The sequence below is a fragment of the Corticimicrobacter sp. genome (assembly GCF_040137905.1).
In the GTDB taxonomy this organism is placed as follows: domain Bacteria; phylum Pseudomonadota; class Gammaproteobacteria; order Burkholderiales; family Burkholderiaceae_B; genus Corticimicrobacter.
On the sequence record NZ_JBEFDG010000041.1, the window covers coordinates 1 to 17,972 of the forward strand.

The 17,972-nt window shown below is 65.4% G+C and carries 17 protein-coding genes; all 17 read left to right on the forward strand.

Annotated features, from left to right (window positions below; translation table 11 throughout):
* Positions 1–197: 197 nt before the first annotated feature.
* The 17 genes from ABN482_RS06725 to lhgD all read left to right on the forward strand — a co-directional run bounded on the left by ABN482_RS06725 (position 198) and on the right by lhgD (position 17,939).
* On the forward strand, positions 198–1,013 hold the full coding sequence (locus ABN482_RS06725; RefSeq protein WP_349503264.1) for a substrate-binding periplasmic protein: 816 nt from the start codon (positions 198–200) through the stop codon (positions 1,011–1,013).
* Positions 1,014–1,044: 31 nt separating this feature from the next.
* Positions 1,045–2,166, forward strand: a complete 1,122-nt coding sequence (locus tag ABN482_RS06730; RefSeq protein ID WP_349503265.1) for a cytochrome-c peroxidase — start codon at positions 1,045–1,047, stop codon at positions 2,164–2,166.
* Positions 2,167–2,400: 234 nt separating this feature from the next.
* A complete protein-coding gene (locus ABN482_RS06735; RefSeq protein ID WP_109062737.1) occupies positions 2,401–3,207 on the forward strand; it encodes a MetQ/NlpA family ABC transporter substrate-binding protein in 807 nt (268 codons plus the stop codon).
* A 62-nt stretch (positions 3,208–3,269) separates the two neighbouring features.
* Positions 3,270–4,091 (forward strand): MetQ/NlpA family ABC transporter substrate-binding protein, encoded by an 822-nt coding sequence (locus ABN482_RS06740; protein ID WP_109062736.1) that lies wholly within the window; start codon positions 3,270–3,272, stop codon positions 4,089–4,091.
* Between the two features lie 22 nt (positions 4,092–4,113).
* Positions 4,114–5,283, forward strand: a complete 1,170-nt coding sequence (locus tag ABN482_RS06745; protein ID WP_349503266.1) for a methionine ABC transporter ATP-binding protein — start codon at positions 4,114–4,116, stop codon at positions 5,281–5,283.
* On the forward strand, positions 5,267–5,917 hold the full coding sequence (locus tag ABN482_RS06750; RefSeq protein WP_349503267.1) for a methionine ABC transporter permease: 651 nt from the start codon (positions 5,267–5,269) through the stop codon (positions 5,915–5,917). Before ABN482_RS06745 ends, ABN482_RS06750 begins: the two co-directional genes overlap by 17 nt.
* Positions 5,918–5,959: 42 nt before the next feature.
* Positions 5,960–7,219: an SfnB family sulfur acquisition oxidoreductase gene (locus tag ABN482_RS06755; RefSeq protein WP_349503268.1), complete on the forward strand. Its 1,260-nt coding sequence runs from the start codon at positions 5,960–5,962 to the stop codon at positions 7,217–7,219.
* Between the two features lie 5 nt (positions 7,220–7,224).
* Positions 7,225–8,472, forward strand: a complete 1,248-nt coding sequence (locus ABN482_RS06760; protein WP_349503269.1) for an SfnB family sulfur acquisition oxidoreductase — start codon at positions 7,225–7,227, stop codon at positions 8,470–8,472.
* Positions 8,473–8,583: 111 nt separating this feature from the next.
* Positions 8,584–9,396, forward strand: coding sequence for a MetQ/NlpA family ABC transporter substrate-binding protein (locus ABN482_RS06765; protein WP_349503300.1), 813 nt, complete (start codon positions 8,584–8,586; stop codon positions 9,394–9,396).
* A 1-nt stretch (position 9,397) separates the two neighbouring features.
* Positions 9,398–10,768 (forward strand): LLM class flavin-dependent oxidoreductase, encoded by a 1,371-nt coding sequence (locus tag ABN482_RS06770; protein ID WP_349503270.1) that lies wholly within the window; start codon positions 9,398–9,400, stop codon positions 10,766–10,768.
* The gene (locus tag ABN482_RS06775) at positions 10,765–11,616 is read left to right on the forward strand and encodes a MetQ/NlpA family ABC transporter substrate-binding protein (RefSeq protein WP_502877255.1); all 852 of its coding nucleotides are present in this window, start codon (positions 10,765–10,767) and stop codon (positions 11,614–11,616) included. The genes ABN482_RS06770 and ABN482_RS06775 overlap by 4 nt, the downstream gene beginning before the upstream one ends.
* A 14-nt stretch (positions 11,617–11,630) precedes the next feature.
* On the forward strand, positions 11,631–12,236 hold the full coding sequence (gene msuE / locus ABN482_RS06780) for an FMN reductase (protein ID WP_349503271.1): 606 nt from the start codon (positions 11,631–11,633) through the stop codon (positions 12,234–12,236).
* A 5-nt stretch (positions 12,237–12,241) separates the two neighbouring features.
* The gene (locus ABN482_RS06785) at positions 12,242–13,456 is read left to right on the forward strand and encodes an acyl-CoA dehydrogenase family protein (RefSeq protein ID WP_349503272.1); all 1,215 of its coding nucleotides are present in this window, start codon (positions 12,242–12,244) and stop codon (positions 13,454–13,456) included.
* A gap of 6 nt (positions 13,457–13,462) precedes the next feature.
* A complete protein-coding gene (locus ABN482_RS06790) occupies positions 13,463–14,671 on the forward strand; it encodes a sigma 54-interacting transcriptional regulator (protein ID WP_349503273.1) in 1,209 nt (402 codons plus the stop codon).
* 15 nt (positions 14,672–14,686) lie between these two features.
* A complete protein-coding gene (gene ssuD, locus ABN482_RS06795) occupies positions 14,687–15,826 on the forward strand; it encodes an FMNH2-dependent alkanesulfonate monooxygenase (RefSeq protein ID WP_349503274.1) in 1,140 nt (379 codons plus the stop codon).
* A gap of 7 nt (positions 15,827–15,833) precedes the next feature.
* Positions 15,834–16,682: an amidohydrolase family protein gene (locus tag ABN482_RS06800; RefSeq protein ID WP_349503275.1), complete on the forward strand. Its 849-nt coding sequence runs from the start codon at positions 15,834–15,836 to the stop codon at positions 16,680–16,682.
* Positions 16,683–16,745: 63 nt separating this feature from the next.
* A complete protein-coding gene (gene lhgD, locus ABN482_RS06805) occupies positions 16,746–17,939 on the forward strand; it encodes an L-2-hydroxyglutarate dehydrogenase (protein WP_349503276.1) in 1,194 nt (397 codons plus the stop codon).
* Positions 17,940–17,972 lie beyond the last annotated feature (33 nt).

A 17,972-nucleotide genomic window follows, 5' to 3' on the forward strand; every position in this document is an offset into this window, starting at 1 on the left:
GCATGGCCGCATAAAAATACAGAATATATATAGAACCCCTGACCCTGGATATATATTAATCACCCAGAATAATGCCCGACATAAAATACTCGCGCGCTGATCTCCGCCTGCCAGCGACGGACTCGAGCAGCCGACCTGCCGTATCGAAACAGTCCAGCCGCATTGGACGACGTATACGCCGGATTGCGTGCCTGCTTATGCTGGTGGTCGTTGTCTTGTGCCTGGCCACAGCCTGGCGCAGTGGCGCGTTGGCTGGCGTCGATGCACAGGCTGCCGTCGTCCTGCCATCCGGTGCCGATCGCGCCATGCGCCCGCTGCGAATCGGCCTGCTGCCTTCGGCCATGCCACTGGATGATGGCACCCGGCGTTATACGGAAGAAGGTTTCGAAGCCCTGCTGGCGCAGGCCCTGGCGAATACGCTGGCGCGCCCGCTTGAACTGGTGCCGCTGCCCATCGACACCCAGGCCACCGCCCTGCTGGGTACCCAGGTCGATGCCGTGCTGTCCCGACCGGAGGCCGACCATCGCGACACGCGCCTGTTGTGGCTCGACACCCGCTTCGAATCGGGCCTGAGCGTCGCCATGCGTTCGGATACCGATATCCGGACCTGGCAGGATCTGGCTGGCCGCACCCTCTGCCTATCGGCCGCCGACCCGCGCAGCCTGGCACTGGCACAATCACTGAATGCCCATATCCGCGTGCTGCGCGCGCCCGGACAGGCACTGGCGCTGGTCCGCTCCGGCGACTGCGACGCCTCGCTGCACGCCCAGGCGCAACTGGCGGCGCTCTTCGACCGCAAGGACTGGCAGAAATTTTCGGCCACACTGCCGCCCCAGGGCACGACGCGCCTGGCACTGGCCGTCTCGCCGGCAGCGCCCGCCATGGCAGCCGCGCTCCAGCAGGCCCTGGCGGCACTGGACCGCCCCGCAGCATGGCAGGATCGCACCCGCCAATGGGCGACCGATGTCGCTTTTGACGCCTACCTCGACCAGGTCGGCACAGACTGCCACTGACCCCGACAGCCACAATGGCACAGTCCCTGCCATGCGCCGCACCCTGTGCTGCCTGACAGCCCTCGCGGGGCTGCTGCTGATCGTCGGTCTATGCCAGAACACGCCTGCGCAACGACACACAGCATCCAGCCTGGCCGACGCAGACAGTGCCACCCTGCGAGCCCGCTACGAGAAGCCTGCCACGCATTGGCCGCCAGCCTGGCTGGATCCCGGTGTCCCCTTGCGTGAGCTGGCCATCCTGCCTGCCCGCGCAAGGCCCACCCCGCACCGACAGGCACAGGCCGCGCTGGGAGAACGCCTGTTCTCGGACACCGTGCTGGCTGCGCCTGGATACCCATCCTGCGCAGCCTGCCACCAGCCCGCGCAGGGCTGGAGCGCGCCCCCGCGACGCTTCGAGGCCCCGCTGGGCAGCACCGCCGGCCGCAAGCCGCCTTCCCTTTATCATGTCGCCCGACGTACGCACTGGGGCTGGGATGGCCGGCGTGACTCGCTGGTGGCACAGACGCTGGCACCGCTGACCGATCCGGATGAAATGGGCAACACCGACCTGGCCGTTGTCCTGCAGCGCCTAGCCCGCGATCCACGCCATGCGCAGGATTTCCAGTCCCTGTATGGCCCCGGCCCGGTCACGGCAGCCATGCTGGGGGATGCGCTGGTGGCCTATCTGGCAGGTATCGAGAAACCCAGCCGCCTCGATCGCTTCCTGGCAGGCGACCATGCCCAGTTGTCCGACCAGGCCATTCTGGGATTGCACCTGTTCCGCACCAAGGCCCGTTGCCTCAATTGCCACTCCGGTCCCTTGCTGACCGATGAAGGCTTCCACAACCTGCGCATCTCGGCCTTTGGCGAACCGGCCGAGGATCTGGGCCGCTACCGGGTCAGCGGCCAGCCTGAAGATGCCGGAGCCTTTCGTACCGCCAGCCTGCGCCATGTCGGCGAACATCCGCCCTATATGCACAATGGCTTGTTCCCGACCCTGGCGGGTGTCATCAACCTGTATGACCGGGGTGGCGGCGAGGTCTGGGCACGCAATGCCCAGGAGGCTGCCCATCCGCTCTATCGACATGCCGCACGCCGATCCACCCGGCTGCAGCCACTGCATCTGGATGAGGCCGAAAAAGCCGCCCTGCTCGCCTTTCTGGAAGCACTGTAGAAATATGCGCAGATTGCGCATATTTCAGCATGCACGCCATGCCAGCTTATTAAAAATAAAAATAAGAAAATAATATTGACAGAGACAAACTCCCTATTTCTCAAGCGACACAGCCGATTTCTGATTCCTAATAAACAAATAAAAAAACAATGCATTCGATCCCCCCTGATCAGGGATTAAATAGTCTGCCTGACCCTCTGGTCTGTTCACATTGGCCCAACCGGACTATTCACCATGATCAAATCGCTGCAAACCCTGGCTGCCGCCCTGGCACTGTCCATCCTGCCCCAGACCCATGCCGCCCCGATCAAGATCGGCGTCGTGCCCGGTGCCTATGCCGACTCGATCACCGTCGCCGCGCAGGAAGCCAAGGCCCAGGGCCTGGATATCGAAGTCGTCGAGTTCACCGACTGGACCACACCCAACGTCGCGCTCAACGCCGGCGACATCGACCTGAACTATTTCCAGCACGAACCGTTCCTGCAGGACGCCATCCAGAAGCAGGGCTTCAAGCTGACCGGCATCGACACCGGCATCCTGGCCAATATCGGTCTGTACTCGCTCAAGCACACCTCTGTCGATCAGGTGCCGGAAGGCGGCAAGGCCGCCATCGCCAACGATCCCGTCAACCAGGGCCGTGGCCTGCTGCTGCTCGAAAAGGTCGGCTTGATCAAGCTGCGCGATGGCGTCGGTTTTCTCGGCACGGTGGACGACATCATCGAGAACCCCAAAAAGCTGACGTTCGTCGAGGTCGAAGGCCCGCAACTGGCGCGCATCACCGGCGACGTCGACGTGGCGCAGGGCTATCCGCACTTCATCGTCGCCTCCAAGGCCTTTGATCCGTCCAGCGGGCTGGCCTACTCCGGCATCGAGGACGCCCGCTTCGCCATCCGCTTCGTCGCCAACGAAAACAGCCTCAACAATCCCGACATCAAGAAGTTCATCGAGATCTACCAGAACTCGGACGCCGTGAAAGCCGACATCCATCGCGCCTTCTCCAACGACAACCGCCTCTACACCCTGGCCTGGCTGCGCAAGTAAAGCCGGCGCTGCTGCGCCCCTCGCCTGATCATCGCCACGCACAGAAAGACACGGAGTTTTCCATGCCGAATCTCACTACCCTGGCCCGCTGGCTGGGCCTCCTGACACTGGCAACCGCCGCCACGGCGCATGCGGCCGATGTCGTCAAGGTCGGCTCCACGCCCGGTGCTACCGCTGATGCCGTCGCCGCCCTGGCTGAAGAGGTCAAGGCCAGCGGACAGGCCCTGGATATTCAACTGATCGAATTCACCGACTGGACATTGCCCAACGAGGCCGTGGACAACGGCGACATCGACCTGAACTTTTTCCAGCACCAGGCCTTCCTTGAAAACGCGGTCAAGGAACGCGGCTACAAGCTCGAACTGATCGGCCTGGGGCTGCTGCAGAACATCGGCCTGTACTCGGACCGCATCAAGCGCCTGGAAGACATCCCGGACGGTGCCCGCATTGCCGTCGCCAACGACCCGGTCAACCAGGGCCGTGGCCTGCTGCTGTTGCAGAAGGCCGGACTGATCAAGCTGCGCGAGGGCGACGCGGTCGGTGCCTCGGTACACGATGTCATCGACAACCCGAAGCAACTGAAATTCGTCGAAATCGAAGGCCCGCAATTGATCCGTTCACTGCAGGACGTGGATCTGGCCGTGGTCTGGCCCAGCTATTTCGTCAACGCCGGGCGCAAGGAGCAGGCCGGCCAGGCGCTGATCTACTCGGGCATCGACGACACTTTCTATGCCATGGGCTTTGCCGCCCGCAGCGACCGGGCCGACGAACCGAAGCTGCGCAAGTTCGTCGAGCTGTTCCAGTCCTCGCCCGCCGTGCGCCAGGTCATCAGCGACCGTTTCGACGGCAATCCCAACCTGTACACGCTGCCCTGGCAGCGCTGAGCACTGAGCAAGGAGCCTGCCCATGACTACCAGCCAGAGTGCTGCCATCGCCCTCGAGCACGGCCTTGAACGGCACGGCGATGCGACGTCGGCAAGCCGTGCATCCGCGCTCGATGCCGCCACCGTTGCCGGTTCGGTCGTTTTCGAACGCATCGGCAAGACCTACCACTCATCGGCCGGCCCGGTCCATGCGCTGCAGGATATCGACCTGTCGATCCCATCGGGCAGCATTTTCGGCATCATCGGTCGCAGCGGCGCCGGCAAGTCCAGCCTGCTGCGCACGATCAACCGGCTGGAATCGCCCACCTCGGGACGCGTGCTGGTCGATGGCATCGACATCAGCCAGCTCAGCGAACGCGAACTGGTCCAGCTACGCCGCCGCATCGGCATGATCTTCCAGCATTTCAACCTGCTGTCGGCCAAGACCGTCTACGAAAACATCGCGCTGCCGCTGCTGGTCGCCGGTGCCACAGCCGCCGAGATCGAGCCACGCGTGCTCGAATTGCTGAACCTGGTGGGCCTGCAGGACAAGCGCAACACCTATCCCACTCGCCTGTCAGGGGGCCAGAAGCAGCGCGTCGGCATTGCGCGGGCCCTGGCCACAGGCCCGGAGATCCTGCTGTGCGACGAGGCCACCTCGGCACTCGACCCCGAAACGACGCACTCCATTCTGCAATTGCTGCGCGACATCAACGGGCGGCTCGGCATCACCATCATCCTGATCACGCACGAGATGAGCGTCATCCGCGAGATCGCCGACCAGGTACTGGTACTCGAGCAGGGGCGCATCGCCGAGACCGGCCCGGTCTGGAAGATTTTCGGCGAACCCCGCCACGAAGCCACCCGGGCCCTGCTGGCACCGCTGCAGCACGACCTGCCCGACGATCTGCGCCGGGTGCTGCGCCAGACGCCCCCCGAAGGCGCGGCACAGTCCGGCTTCGAACGCATCCTGCAACTATCCTACACCGGGGCGGGCGGCCTGGAGCCCGACTTCATCCGCATCAGCCAGGCACTGGCCGCCCCCGTGCGGCTGGTCCATGGCGGCGTCGATCGCATCCAGGGCCATGCCAACGGCCGCCTGCTGGTCGCAGTGCCGGCCAGCCACGCCTTGCCCGAACTGGCCCCGCTGGCGCACGGCGCAGCCGCCATCGCCCATCACATCGAGGAAATCGGCTATGTCCCTGTCCTTTGAGCGCTACTGGAATGCCTTCCTGGATACCCTGATGATGGTCGGCGTCTCCGGCGGCATCGCTTTTCTGGCCGGCATTCCGCTGGCGGTCCTGCTGATCGTGACCGCCCCCGGCGGGTTTCTCGCCTCGCCCCGCATCAACCGCGCGGTGGGCAGCGTGGTCAACGGCTTTCGCGCCACGCCGTTCATCGTCCTGCTGGTGGCACTGATTCCGTTCACCCGCATCGTGGCCGGCACCACCATCGGTGTCTGGGCTGCCATCGTACCGCTGGCGATCAGTGCCACCCCCTTCTTTGCGCGCATCGCCGAAGTCAGCCTGCGCGAAGTCGATCCCGGACTGATCGAAGCCGCACAGGCCATGGGCTGCCGCAAGTGGCACATCGTGCGCCATGTGCTGCTGCCCGAGGCACTGCCCGGCATCATCGGCGGTTTCACCATCACCCTGGTCGCACTGATCAGTTCGTCCGCCATGGCGGGTGCCGTGGGCGCGGGTGGCCTGGGCGACCTGGCTATCCGCTATGGCTACCAGCGCTTCGATACCGAAGTCATGCTGATCGTGATCGCCATCCTGATCGCCCTGGTCACCGCGGTGCAACTGAGCGGCGACCGCTATGTCCACTGGCTCAGGAGCCGCTGAGCAGGCCTGCCGTCGATCCGTCCATATTTCACAGGAATCCTCATGTCTGCTGTTTCTCCTGCCGGCACCACGCCGGACACCCCTCAGGCCGAACGCCTGCCCCTGCCGCCGCGCACACCGGACCGCATCCGCGATGACGCGCACGCCATCACCGTGGCACAGGCACTGGCCGAAGAATTTCGCCAGGAAGCCGCCACACGCGACCGCGAGCGTCGCCTGCCCTGGAACGAGCTGGACCGCTATACCGCCAGTGGCCTGGGCACGATCACCATCCCCCGCGAATACGGCGGCACCGGCGTGTCCTACGAAACCCTGGCAACGGTCTTCGCCACGATCTGCGCAGCAGATCCGTCGTTGGGTCAGATCCCGCAGAACCATTTCGCCGTCCTGCAGAACCTGCGCGACACCGGTACCGAGGCACAGAAACGCCGCTGGTTCGGCGATGTCCTGGCCGGACATCGCCTGGGCAACGCCGGACCGGAGCGCAAGGCCCGCGCCGGCAAGATGACCGACGCCACCGCCCGGCTGACGCGTACCGCCGATGGCCTGCGCGTGAGCGGCACGCGCTTTTACTCGACCGGGGCACTCTATGCGCACTGGATTCCATTCCGCGCCGCCGATGAGGAAAACCGACCATTGCAGGTCTGGGTACGACGCGACGCCCCAGGCGTCAGGGTCATCGACGACTGGGATGCCTTCGGCCAGAAAACCACCGCCAGCGGCACGGTCCTGCTCGACAATGTGGCCGTGGGCGAGGAAGACTTCATTCCACTGTACCTGCATCTCGATACGCCGACCCTGTCCGGCCCGGTCTCGCAACTGATCCAGGCATCCATCGACGCAGGCATCGCGCAAGGCGCATTGCGCGATGCGCTCGACTATGTCCGCACCCGTACCCGTCCCTGGGTGGACTCGGGCGTGGAGCTGGCCGTGCAGGATCCCTACATCATCCAGGAAGCGGGCCAACTGCAGATCGAAGTCGATGCGGCCCATGAGGTGCTGCTGTCGGCAGCACGCACCCTCGATGCACTGTCACGCCAGCCCGTGACCGACGACACCAGCGCCCAGGCCTCCATTGCCGTGGCCGAGGCCAAGATCCTGACCACCGAGGCCGCGCTGGCTACCAGCGAAAAACTGTTCGAGCTGGCCGGCTCGTCAGCCACCCGTGCCGCACACAACCTCGACCGCCACTGGCGCAACGCCCGCGTGCACACCCTGCACGATCCGGTGCGCTGGAAGTATCACCTGTTGGGCAACTACCTGCTCAATGGCGTGCGCCCGCGCCGCCATCAATGGAACTGAACGCCATGAGTACCGATACCCTGATCGCCCCTCCCGACGCGGTGACTGCTGCCGCCGAACCTGCCACCCCGGCGGCCCGCCTGACCAGCACCGAGCAGGCCCTGGAGACTGCACGCGACTTTGCCGCCACGCTCGAAACGGATGCCGTCGCCCGTGATCGCGACCGCATCCTGCCCTGGCAGGAAATCGAACGCTACAGCGCCAGCGGCCTGTGGGGCATTACCGTCCCGCAGGAGTATGGCGGCCTCGGTGCTTCGAGCGGCACCCTGACCCAGGTCATCGCGACCATTGCCGCGGCTGACGGCAACTTCGGCCATATCCCGCAGAACCATTTCTATGCGCTGGAAGTCCTGCGTGTCGGTGCCAGCCATGCGCAGAAGACATTCTTCTACGACCGCGTGCTGCGCGGCGAACGCTTTGGCAACGCCCTCGCCGAAATAGGTCACAACGACTACAAGCGCCGTACCCACCTGAGCCGCGAGGCAGACGGCTGGTTCGTGCAGGGCCGCAAGTTCTACTGCACCGGCGCGATCTTCGCGCACTGGATCCCCACCCTGGCCACGGCCCTCGAGAACGGCCTTGAGGTCACCTATCTGATATTCATCCCCCGCAGCGCACCCGGCGTCAGCATCACCGACGACTGGGATGGTTTTGGACAGCGCGTCACCGGCAGCGGCTCGGTCGCGTTCGAGCGGGTCCGGGTCGAACCGGAATGGGTCGTGCCGTTCAAGGCATCATTCGACCGGCCCACGACCATCGGCCCCTTTGCGCAGATCATCCATGCTGCGCTGGACGCGGGCATCGGTCATGGTGCCCTCAAGGCAACCCTGCCCTACCTGCGCGAACACACCCGGCCCTGGGTCGATGCCGGCGTCGACCACGCCACCCAGGACCCCTTGCTGCTGCACCAGCTCGGCCATGTCCATCTGCGCCTGCGTGCCGCCGATGCGCTGATCGCCCGGGCGGCACGCTTTGTCGATGCAGCGCAGGCCGACCCCACCGACGCATCCGTGGCGGCAGCTTCGGTCGCCGTCGCCGAGGCCAAGGCGCTCAGCACCCAGGCCAGCCTGCTGGCGGGCACCAAACTGTTCGAACTGGCAGGCACGTCGGCCACCGTAGGCGGCCTGGGGCTGGACCGTTTCTGGCGCAATGCGCGTACCCACACACTGCACGATCCCGTGCGCTGGAAATACCACGCCATCGGCAATTACGTCCTCAATGGCCGTCATCCGCCCCGGCACGGCGCGCTGTAAGCCTCCCCGCAACACACCAGGAAACCGAGCATCATGAGCAGGACAAACGATTTGACCGCCCGCCCCTCCCCGGACCAGCCACGCACTGGCCGGACACAGCGCCGACGCACCATGACACGCCTGGGTGCCTGGCTGGTCACCTTTTTCGGTGCCACCGCACTGCTGGCCGGCAACGCGCTGGCCGCGCCCCTGAAGATCGGCGTCGTGCCAGGCATCTTTGCCGACTCGGTCGAGGTGGCTGCGCAGGAAGCCGGCAAGCAGGGGCTGGACGTCGAGGTCGTGGAATTCACCGACTGGGCCACGCCCAACGTGGCGCTGGATGCCGGCGACATCGACCTGAATTATTACCAGAACAGCAACTACCTGGCCAACGCCATCCGCGACAAGGGATTCAGCCTGACCAGCGTGCAGCCGGGCATCCTGTCCTACCTGGGCCTGTATTCGCTCCGGCACAAGAGCCTGGACGATCTGCCGCAGGGAGCCAAGGTGGCGATTGCCAGCGATCCCGTCAACATCGGCCGTGCGCTGCGCCTGTTGCAGCATGCCGGACTGGTCACGCTGCGACCGGGCACCGGGCTGCTGGCCGAACTCAAGGATATCCAGGACAACCCGAAGCAGTTGCAGTTCGTCGAGGTCGAAGGCCCGCAACTGGTCCGGGTCACACCCGACGTCGACCTGGCCCAGGGCTTTCCCTATTTCATCATCGCCTCCGGTGCCTTCGATGCCACCCAGGGCCTGTCCTACACCCGCTACGAAGATGACTCGTGGGCCATCCATTTCGTGGCCCGCACTGACCGCGCCGATGATCCTCGCATCCGGCAATTCCTGGATATCTACCAGAACTCCGATGCCGTACGCGACACCATCCACGCGTTCTACCTCAACGACCCAAGGCTCTACCGCCTGGCCTGGATCAAGGACTGACATGAGCCAGAAAAAGCAGATCCACGTCAACGCATTCAACATGAATTGCGTCGGCCATATCCACCACGGTCTCTGGACGCATCCGCGCGATCAATCGACACGCTACAACACGCTGGAATACTGGACGAACATTGCCCGCGTACTCGAGAAGGGCCTGTTCGACGGCATTTTCATTGCCGATGTCATCGGCTACTACGATGTCTACCAGGGCGGCACCGACCTGACCCTGCGCGAGTCCATCCAGTTGCCGGTCAACAACCCCTGGCTGCTGATCTCGGCCATGGCGGCCGTCACCGAGCACATCGGCTTCGGCGTGACGGCCACCGTGGGTGCCGAGCACCCCTATACCTTCGCCCGCAACGTGTCGACCCTGGACCAGGCCACCCGTGGCCGGCTGGGCTGGAACATCGTCACCGGCTATGTAGACAGCGGCGCACGCGGGCTGGGGCAGGACGGGCTGGCCGCGCACGATGCGCGCTACGACCGCGCCGATGACTTCCTGACCCTGTCCTACAAACTGTGGGAAGGCAGTTGGGAGGACGACGCCGTCATCGCCGACCGCATCAACCGGGTCTATGCCCGGCCCGACAAGGTACATCCGGTGCAGCACGAAGGACCCTACTACCGGGCCAACGCCATTCACATGAGCGAGCCCTCGCCGCAGCGCACGCCGGTCCTGTTCCAGGCCGGCACCTCCGAGCGCGGCATCCGCTTTGCCGGCCAGCATGCAGAAGGCATTTTCATCGGCGCGCCCAATCCCGCCGCCGCCCGCACCGCCTCGCGCCACCTGCGCCAGGCGGCTGCCGACGCCGGCCGCGATCCGTCCGACCTCAAGATCTATGTCGGGCTGGCCGTCATCCCAGGCCATACCGAAAAGGAGGCCCGCGACAAGTACGCCGAATATCTGCAGCATGCCAACCCGGAAGCCGGACTGGCGCACTTCTCGGCCAGTACCGGCATCGATTTCTCGCAATACGGGCTGAATGATCCGATCAGCTACGGCCCGTCCAATGCCATTCAGTCGGCAACACAGACTGCACGCCAGCAAGGCTGGACCCGTCGCCAATTGCTGGAGCAGCACAAGCTGGGCAGCCGCTATACCACCGTGGTAGGCGACCCGTCACAGGTCGCGGACCAACTGGAGGAGTGGATAGACGAAGGCGAAATCGACGGCTTCAATCTGACGCGCATCGTCGTCCCCGAAACTTACGCAGATTTCGCCGAGCTGATCGTGCCGGAATTGCAGAACCGGGGCCGCTACCGCACCGCCTATGCCGAAGGCACCCTGCGCCAGAAACTCTTTGGCCGGGGCGACCGACTGCCGGACAGCCACCCTGCCGCGCAATGGCGTCATGCAGGAGTGACCGCATGAAGGCGCGCCGCTCCGCTTGCAATCGCCTGTTGCGCCCATTGCAGATGATTCTGTGCGCCGGCAGCCTGCTGCTGTCCGGCACACTGGCGGCAGCGCCCTTGCGGGTCGGCGTCACCCCCGGCTCTCTGGCCGACTCGGTGGCCGTGGCCGCCGCCGAAGCCCGCCAGCAGGGGCTGGACGTCGAACTCATCGAATTCACCGACTGGACGGCTCCCAACACCGCACTGGATGCCGGCGACATCGACCTCAACTATTTCCAGCACCAGGCTTTTCTGGACAACGCCATCCGGGAACGCGGCTATCGCATCCAGAGCGTGGCGGTCGGCCTGCTGCCCAATATCGGCCTGTACTCGAAAAAGCATGCCCGCCTGGCCGACCTGCCCAAAGGTGCCACCATCGGTGTCGCCAACGACCCGGTCAACCAGGGCCGTGGGCTGCAACTGCTCGACCAGGCTGGCCTGATCACTCTGCGCGACGACGTCGGACCGCGCGGCACCGTCGATGACATCGTCGCCAACCCCGCCGGCTTCCGGCTGGTCGAGGTCGAAGGCCCGCAACTGGTCCGCGCCATCGACGACCTCGACCTGGCCCAGGGCTATCCGGCCCACTTCGTCAATGCCGGGCAGCCTGAACTGGCCAGCCGGGCGCTGCAGTACTCCAGCATCGACGACATCTACTACGCCATCCGTTTCGTCGTCCGCACCGAAGGGGCCGACGACCCACGCATTGCCCGCTTCATTGCCATCTACCAGGGATCGGATGCCGTGCGCCGCACCATCCATGAAGCCTTCGCCAGCGACCCGCAGCTCTACGCCCTGCCGTGGCTGAATGCCACGCCTTCCCGCTAAAGGACATTTTCGCCATGACCACTTACGCCCCGCCTGATTCCGACACACCGCTGCGTGCCGTCGTGCTCAACGGCAGCCCCAGCGCCTCCTCGCGTACCCGCGTCCTGCTGGATGCCTTGCAGGCCCGCCTGGCACAGGCCCTGCCGCTCGATACCCGCTTCATCGATCTGCCGGACCTGGTGCCGCACATCGGCACCGCGCTGTCCGCCCAGCACCTGCCCGCCCCGGCACAGGACACCTTGCGCCAGATCGGCAACGCCGACCTGCTGATCGTCGGCTCGCCGGTCTTCAAGGGCAGCCTGCCGGGCCTGTTCAAGCATCTGTTTGACCTGATCGACCAGGATGCGCTCATCGGCACGCCGGTTCTGCTGGCCGCCACAGGTGGCAGTCCACGTCATTCGCTGTTCATCGACCACCAGTTGCGTCCGCTGTTCAGCTTTTTCCAGGCCCTGACCCTGCCCATCGGGGTCTATGGCACGCCCGACGAAATCATCGGCGGCCGGATCGCCAGCCCCTTGCTGGAGGAACGCATCGAGCTGGCCGCGTCCCAGGCACTGCCGGTACTCAAGGCGCTGCAACGGGCGCGCCAGCCCCAGGCATCCGAACTGCTGGAGGCCTGAGCGCCATGGCACCGACCTCTGTACACCTGGCACCGGCATCGAGCGATTACGATGTGCCGGGCGGTACGCCGGAATTCATCAGCCAGGAACTGGCACGCCAGTTTGCCGCGACCGCAGCCGCACGCGACGAAGCCGGCGGCACCCCCCAGGCCGAGCGCGACGCACTGCGCCGCAGCGGTCTGCTGGCACTGAGCATTCCTCGCCAGTACGGTGGCCTGGGCGCAGACTGGGCGCAGGTCCTGGACAGCGTGCGGCAGATCGCCACCGCCGACAGTTCGGTCGCACACGTCTATGGTTTTCAGCATCTGCTGCTGGCCACGGTGCGGCTGTTCGGCCAGCCCGAACAATGGGAACCCTGGTGGGAACAGACTGCCCGCAACCACTGGTTCTGGGGCAATACGCTGAACCCGCTCGATACCCGGACAGTCGCCATCCGGCATGACGGCTGGTGGAGTTTTTCCGGCAAGAAAAGCTTCTGCTCCGGTGCCACCGATTCGCAGATGCTGGTCGCCTCGGCACTCGACAGCGAATCCGGCCGCCTGCTGATCGCCGCGCTGCCGACCGGACGTGCCGGCATCACCCTGAACCAGGACTGGCACAACATCGGCCAGCGCCAGACCGACAGCGGCAGCGCCCTGTTCGAAAAAGTCAGGGTCGAACAGGCCGAACTGCTGCTGAATCCCGGCCCGCTGTCCACGCCGTTCTCGTCGCTGCGACCACTGCTGGCGCAACTGGTATTCGTGCACATGTTCCTGGGCATCTCCGAAGGCGCACTGGCCCAGGCGCGCGAATACACCCTCAACGAGGCGCACCCCTGGTTCAAGTCGGGCGTCGAGCGCGCCAGCCAGGATCCGCATGTGCTGACCCGCTACGGCGAATTTTGGGCCGCCCGCGAAAGCGTGCGCGCACTGGCCGCCGAGGCGGCCCAGCGCTTTGACGAGGCCTGGCGGCAGGGCGAGACGCTGACGGCAGAAGCACGGGGACGGCTGGCTATCGCCGTCAGCACCGCCAAGGTCGTGGCCGTACGCGCCGGACTGGACATCACCAGCGGCCTGTTCGAGGTCACCGGTGCCCGGGCGACCCATGGCGCGCTGCGCCTGGACCGGTTCTGGCGCAACCTGCGTACCCAGTCGCTGCACGATCCGCTGCACTACAAGGTCCAGGAACTGGGCGAGTGGGCACTGAACGACAGCGCCCCCACCCCGTCGTTCTATTCCTGAGGCATCATGACTTCGACGCTGCCGACCTGGCCCATTCCGACACCCGAGCCCCCGCCCGAGGCACCCGGCTGGCTGTTCGAGGACCCGGCCTCACGGGCACTGCACGAGATCATCGAGCAGATCGCCCCCAGCGACGCAGGCGTCCTGATCGAGGGCGACAGCGGCACCGAGAAGGAACTGGTCGCCCGCCATATCCACACCACCAGCCTGCGCCGCGCCTATCCTTTCGTGGCCGTCAATTGCGGGGCCTTCTCGGAGTCGCTGGTCGATGCCGAGCTGTATGGTCACGAAAACGGGGCCTTTGCCGGAGCCTTCGGCAGCCAGCCCGGCTGGCTGGAGACAGCGCATCGGGGCACCCTGTTCCTGGATGAAATCGAAGCCCTGCCGCTGCAGGCCCAAGCCAAGCTGATCCGCACGCTGCAGGAGGGCACGGTATCCCGGCTGGGATCGCGCCAGCGGCTGCCGGCCGACGTGCGAATCCTGGCCGCCACCCATGACGACCTGGCGCAACGCGTGCAGCAGGGCCTGTTCCGCAAGGATCTCTATTACCACGTCAATGTCGTCAGCCTGGCCATGCTGCCGCTGCAATCTCGCCCCGGCGACATCCTGCCGCTGGCACGTCACTTCATCCGCCAGTACTGCAAGCGGCTGCACTATGCGCCTGTCGAGCTGAGTGCAGGGGCCGAGCGCCGGCTGCTGGCACACCCCTGGCCCGGCCATGTTCGCGAACTGGAAAACGTGATCTACCGCACCCTGCTGCTGAGCCGTGGCCTACGCATCCAGGCCGACGACCTGCGACTGCCTGCTGCGTCCGACACACCGGCCACACCTCCCGTCAGCCCGGTATCTTCTCCTGACATCAAGGCGACGTACCGCGCACAGGAAAAACCGGATGCTGAAATATCCCTTGCTCGGGACACAGCGACTTTCCCAGGCAATGACATTGATCCTGCCGGATCCCCAATCTCTCTTGAACAGGTCCTGGAACAACTCTGCCAGACCTGCCCGCACGACCTTGAACAGCGCGTGCTCGATACCCTGCTGCTCAAGGCCTGGCATCACAACCACTACAGCCAGGTCCAGACCGCACAGCAACTGGGCATCAGTCGCCATGTCGTCCGTGCCCGGCTGGTCCGCCTGCAACAACTGGCCCCTGGCCGCAACAGGCTGACCGACACCGGCCCGGATGCACCACCCCCTTCATCTTCCACCTGATAGGACCGTCACATCATGAGTCTCGACATTTTCTGGTTCCTGCCCACCTCCGGCGATACCCGCTACCTCGGTGCCTCCGAGTTTGGCCGACCGGCCACCAACGAATACCTGCGCCAGATCGCCGTCACCAGCGAATACCTGGGCTACGACGGTCTGCTGATTCCGACCGGCAGTTCATGCCTGGACCCCTGGGTCGTCGCCTCCAGCCTGGTGCCGGTAACCCAGCGCATCAAGCTGCTGGTGGCCTTGCGCACCTCGCTCGGCAACCCTGTCTCGACCGCACGTCAGGCCGCCACGCTCGACCAGGCGCTGCACGGACGACTGCTGCTCAACGTGGTGCCCGGCGGCGATGCCGTCGAACTGGCCGCCGATGGCATTTTCCTCGAACACGACGCGCGCTACGAGGCTGCCGACGAGTTCCTGACCATCTGGCGCAAGATACTGGCCGGCGAGACCGTGGACTTCGATGGCAAGCACTACAAGACCCGCCAGAGCCGCAATTTCTTCGAGCCCGTACAGAAACCCTATCCGCCGCTGTATTTCGGCGGCTCGTCCGACGCGGCGCACGAACTGGCCGCCAAACATGTCGATGCCTACCTGAGCTGGGGCGAGCCGCCGGCCCAGGTCGCGGAAAAGATCGCCGATGTCCGCGCCCGCGCCGCACGCCACGGCCGCACCGTGCGCTTCGGCGTACGCCTGCATGTGATCGTGCGCGAAACCAGCGAAGAGGCCTGGGCCGATGCCGACCGGCTGATCAGCAAGTTGAGTGACGACGACATCGCCCGCGCCCAGGCCAACTTCTCCCGCATGGACTCGGTCGGCCAGCAACGCATGGCACAGCTCCACGGTGGCCGTCGCGACAAGCTGGAAGTCAGCCCCAACCTGTGGGCCGGCGTCGGACTGGTGCGCGGAGGTGCCGGCACGGCCCTGGTCGGCGATGCCGAAACAGTCGCTGCACGCCTGCAGGAATATGCCGACCTCGGCGTGGACACGTTTGTCCTGTCGGGCTACCCCCACCTGGAAGAATCGATCCGTTTCGCGGAACTGGTCTTCCCCCTGCTCGGCAAGCAGGCCGTAACGTCAGGCCAGGCACAGACCGGTGGTGCCTTCGATATCCGTGCCGCCGCGCCCCAGGCCGTGCGCTCCGCATCGTGAGGCAGGCATGACCCGTATCATCGACATGCGTTGCAGGCCCGCCTACCTGCATGACTTCTTCGGTGCCACGCCGGGCTCTGCGGAGCACGCGACGGCGCTCTGGCTCAATGGCCGCGTGGGCACGCGCGGCAATCCTGCTCACTTCGAGCGCTCGCTGACGCAGGAGGGTTTCCTGGCCGAGATCCACGACGCCGGCCTGAGCCACGCCGTCGTGGTGGGCCGGCACACGCCCGGCCAACACCTGCCCAACGACACCATTCACGGTATCGTGCAGGGACATCCGGAACTGATCGGCATCGGTGCCGTCGATCCAGCCCTGCAGGGCGAGGCGGCCGCCGTCGCCGAAGCCGAACGCGCACTGCGCGAGCTGGGCCTGGCCGGCATCGACCTGGAGCCCGGCTTCGGCGCACCGGCTCGCCATCCGGACGATCCCATCTACTGGCCGATCTACGAGCTGTGCCTGCAGCACGACGTGCCGGTCTTCCTGATGAGCGGCCCGACCACGCCGGATCCGCGCTTCAACGATCCCGCGCCGCTGGCGAAGGTCGCCCAGGCATTCCCCAACCTGCAGATCGTGGTCTATCACGGCTATTGGCCCAACGTGCAGCAGGCCATCGGCCTGGCCTTCCGCTACGCCAATATCCATCTGGTGCCGGACATGTACCTGTTCCAGCCCGGCACCGAGGCCTACGTGCAGGCAGCCAACAGCTTCCTGGCCGACCAGTTCCTGTTTGGCTCGTCCTACCCGTTCCGGCCCATCGGCCAGACCATCGAGGACTTCCTGGCGCTGGGCCTGCGCGACAGCGTGGTCGAACGCCTGCTGTACGGGAATGCGGCACGCCTGCTGAAAGTCTAGCGACGAGCGCCCCCTGCGGGCGGAGTATCATGAAGCGAACACACCTCCCGCAAGGACCTCTCCATGGCGACCCCGACCTATGACTACCTGATCATCGGCGCAGGCATCATCGGTGCCGCTCTGGCGGCCGAAATATCGCACCGGCGGCCGGGTACCCGCCTGCTGGTCGTGGACAAGGAAAGCCGGGCCGCCTTTCACCAGACCGGGCGCAACAGCGGCGTTGTCCACTCCGGCGTGTACTACACACCGGGTAGTCTCAAGGCCCGCTTTTGCCGCGAGGGCCTGGTCAGGCTGCAGGCCTTCAGCCAGACCCACGGTATCGGCTACGACACGCGCGGCAAACTGCTCGTCGCCACCAATGAACAGGAAGTCACCCGACTCGACAACCTGGCGCAACGCGCTGCGGACAACGGCGTGGCTGCGCATCGCCTGGACCGATCCGCCCTGCAGACCTGCGAGCCGGCCGTGGCCGGCCTGGCGGCGCTGCAGATTCCGGAAACCGCCATCATCGATTACACCGGCGTCACCCGCGCCCTGCTGACCGAAGTGGAAAATGCCGGCGGTACACTCCGGTTCGGCCAGCCGGTCAACCATGTGGCGGCTACCCAGGCCGGCTATCGCATCCGGATCGGTGGCGAGCACGTGGAAGCCGGCCGCATCGTTGCCTGCGCCGGACTCGCCTCGGACCGGGTGGCCCGGCTGCTGGGCATAGACCCGGAAATCCGCATCATCCCCTTCCGGGGCGAATATTTCGTGCTGCCGGCCGCGCTCAACCAGGTCGTGCACCACCTCATCTATCCGGTGCCGGACCCGACGCTGCCTTTTCTCGGCGTACACCTGACCCCGATGATCGACGGCTCCATCACCGTCGGCCCCAATGCAGTGCTGGCGCTGGCCCGTGAAAAATACCAGCGCTTCAGCTTCGATACCCGCGATGCTGCCGATGCGCTGACATACCCCGGATTATGGAAAATACTGGCACGGCACCCACGCGCTACCTGGCAGGAACTCAAGGGCTCATTCTCGAAGCAGACCTATCTGCAGGCCGTGCGCAAATACTGCCCCCGGATCACCCTGGCAGACCTGCAGACCTATCGCAGCGCCAACCGTGCCCAGGCCGTGCGTGCCGACGGCAGCCTGGTCGATGACTTTCTCATCAAGACCCAGGGCGGCGCGACTGCCATCCTGAACGCACCGTCACCGGCCGCAACCTGCAGCCTGCCCATCGCTGCCCACATTGCCAATCTCATCCTGTAGCCCGGTGGCACTGCTTTTTTCTCAGACAACAGG

Coding starts and splice junctions, on each gene's coding strand:
- ABN482_RS06790 (WP_349503273.1), top strand. CDS start 13,463: ATGACTTCGACGCTGCCGACCTGGCCCATTCCGACACCCGAGCCCCCG.
- ABN482_RS06735 (WP_109062737.1), top strand. CDS start 2,401: ATGATCAAATCGCTGCAAACCCTGGCTGCCGCCCTGGCACTGTCCATC.
- ssuD (WP_349503274.1), top strand. CDS start 14,687: ATGAGTCTCGACATTTTCTGGTTCCTGCCCACCTCCGGCGATACCCGC.
- ABN482_RS06725 (WP_349503264.1), top strand. CDS start 198: ATGCTGGTGGTCGTTGTCTTGTGCCTGGCCACAGCCTGGCGCAGTGGC.
- msuE (WP_349503271.1), top strand. CDS start 11,631: ATGACCACTTACGCCCCGCCTGATTCCGACACACCGCTGCGTGCCGTC.
- ABN482_RS06785 (WP_349503272.1), top strand. CDS start 12,242: ATGGCACCGACCTCTGTACACCTGGCACCGGCATCGAGCGATTACGAT.
- ABN482_RS06760 (WP_349503269.1), top strand. CDS start 7,225: ATGAGTACCGATACCCTGATCGCCCCTCCCGACGCGGTGACTGCTGCC.
- ABN482_RS06730 (WP_349503265.1), top strand. CDS start 1,045: ATGCGCCGCACCCTGTGCTGCCTGACAGCCCTCGCGGGGCTGCTGCTG.
- ABN482_RS06765 (WP_349503300.1), top strand. CDS start 8,584: ATGACACGCCTGGGTGCCTGGCTGGTCACCTTTTTCGGTGCCACCGCA.
- ABN482_RS06750 (WP_349503267.1), top strand. CDS start 5,267: ATGTCCCTGTCCTTTGAGCGCTACTGGAATGCCTTCCTGGATACCCTG.
- ABN482_RS06740 (WP_109062736.1), top strand. CDS start 3,270: ATGCCGAATCTCACTACCCTGGCCCGCTGGCTGGGCCTCCTGACACTG.
- ABN482_RS06745 (WP_349503266.1), top strand. CDS start 4,114: ATGACTACCAGCCAGAGTGCTGCCATCGCCCTCGAGCACGGCCTTGAA.
- ABN482_RS06770 (WP_349503270.1), top strand. CDS start 9,398: ATGAGCCAGAAAAAGCAGATCCACGTCAACGCATTCAACATGAATTGC.
- ABN482_RS06775 (WP_502877255.1), top strand. CDS start 10,765: ATGAAGGCGCGCCGCTCCGCTTGCAATCGCCTGTTGCGCCCATTGCAG.
- ABN482_RS06800 (WP_349503275.1), top strand. CDS start 15,834: ATGACCCGTATCATCGACATGCGTTGCAGGCCCGCCTACCTGCATGAC.
- ABN482_RS06755 (WP_349503268.1), top strand. CDS start 5,960: ATGTCTGCTGTTTCTCCTGCCGGCACCACGCCGGACACCCCTCAGGCC.
- lhgD (WP_349503276.1), top strand. CDS start 16,746: ATGGCGACCCCGACCTATGACTACCTGATCATCGGCGCAGGCATCATC.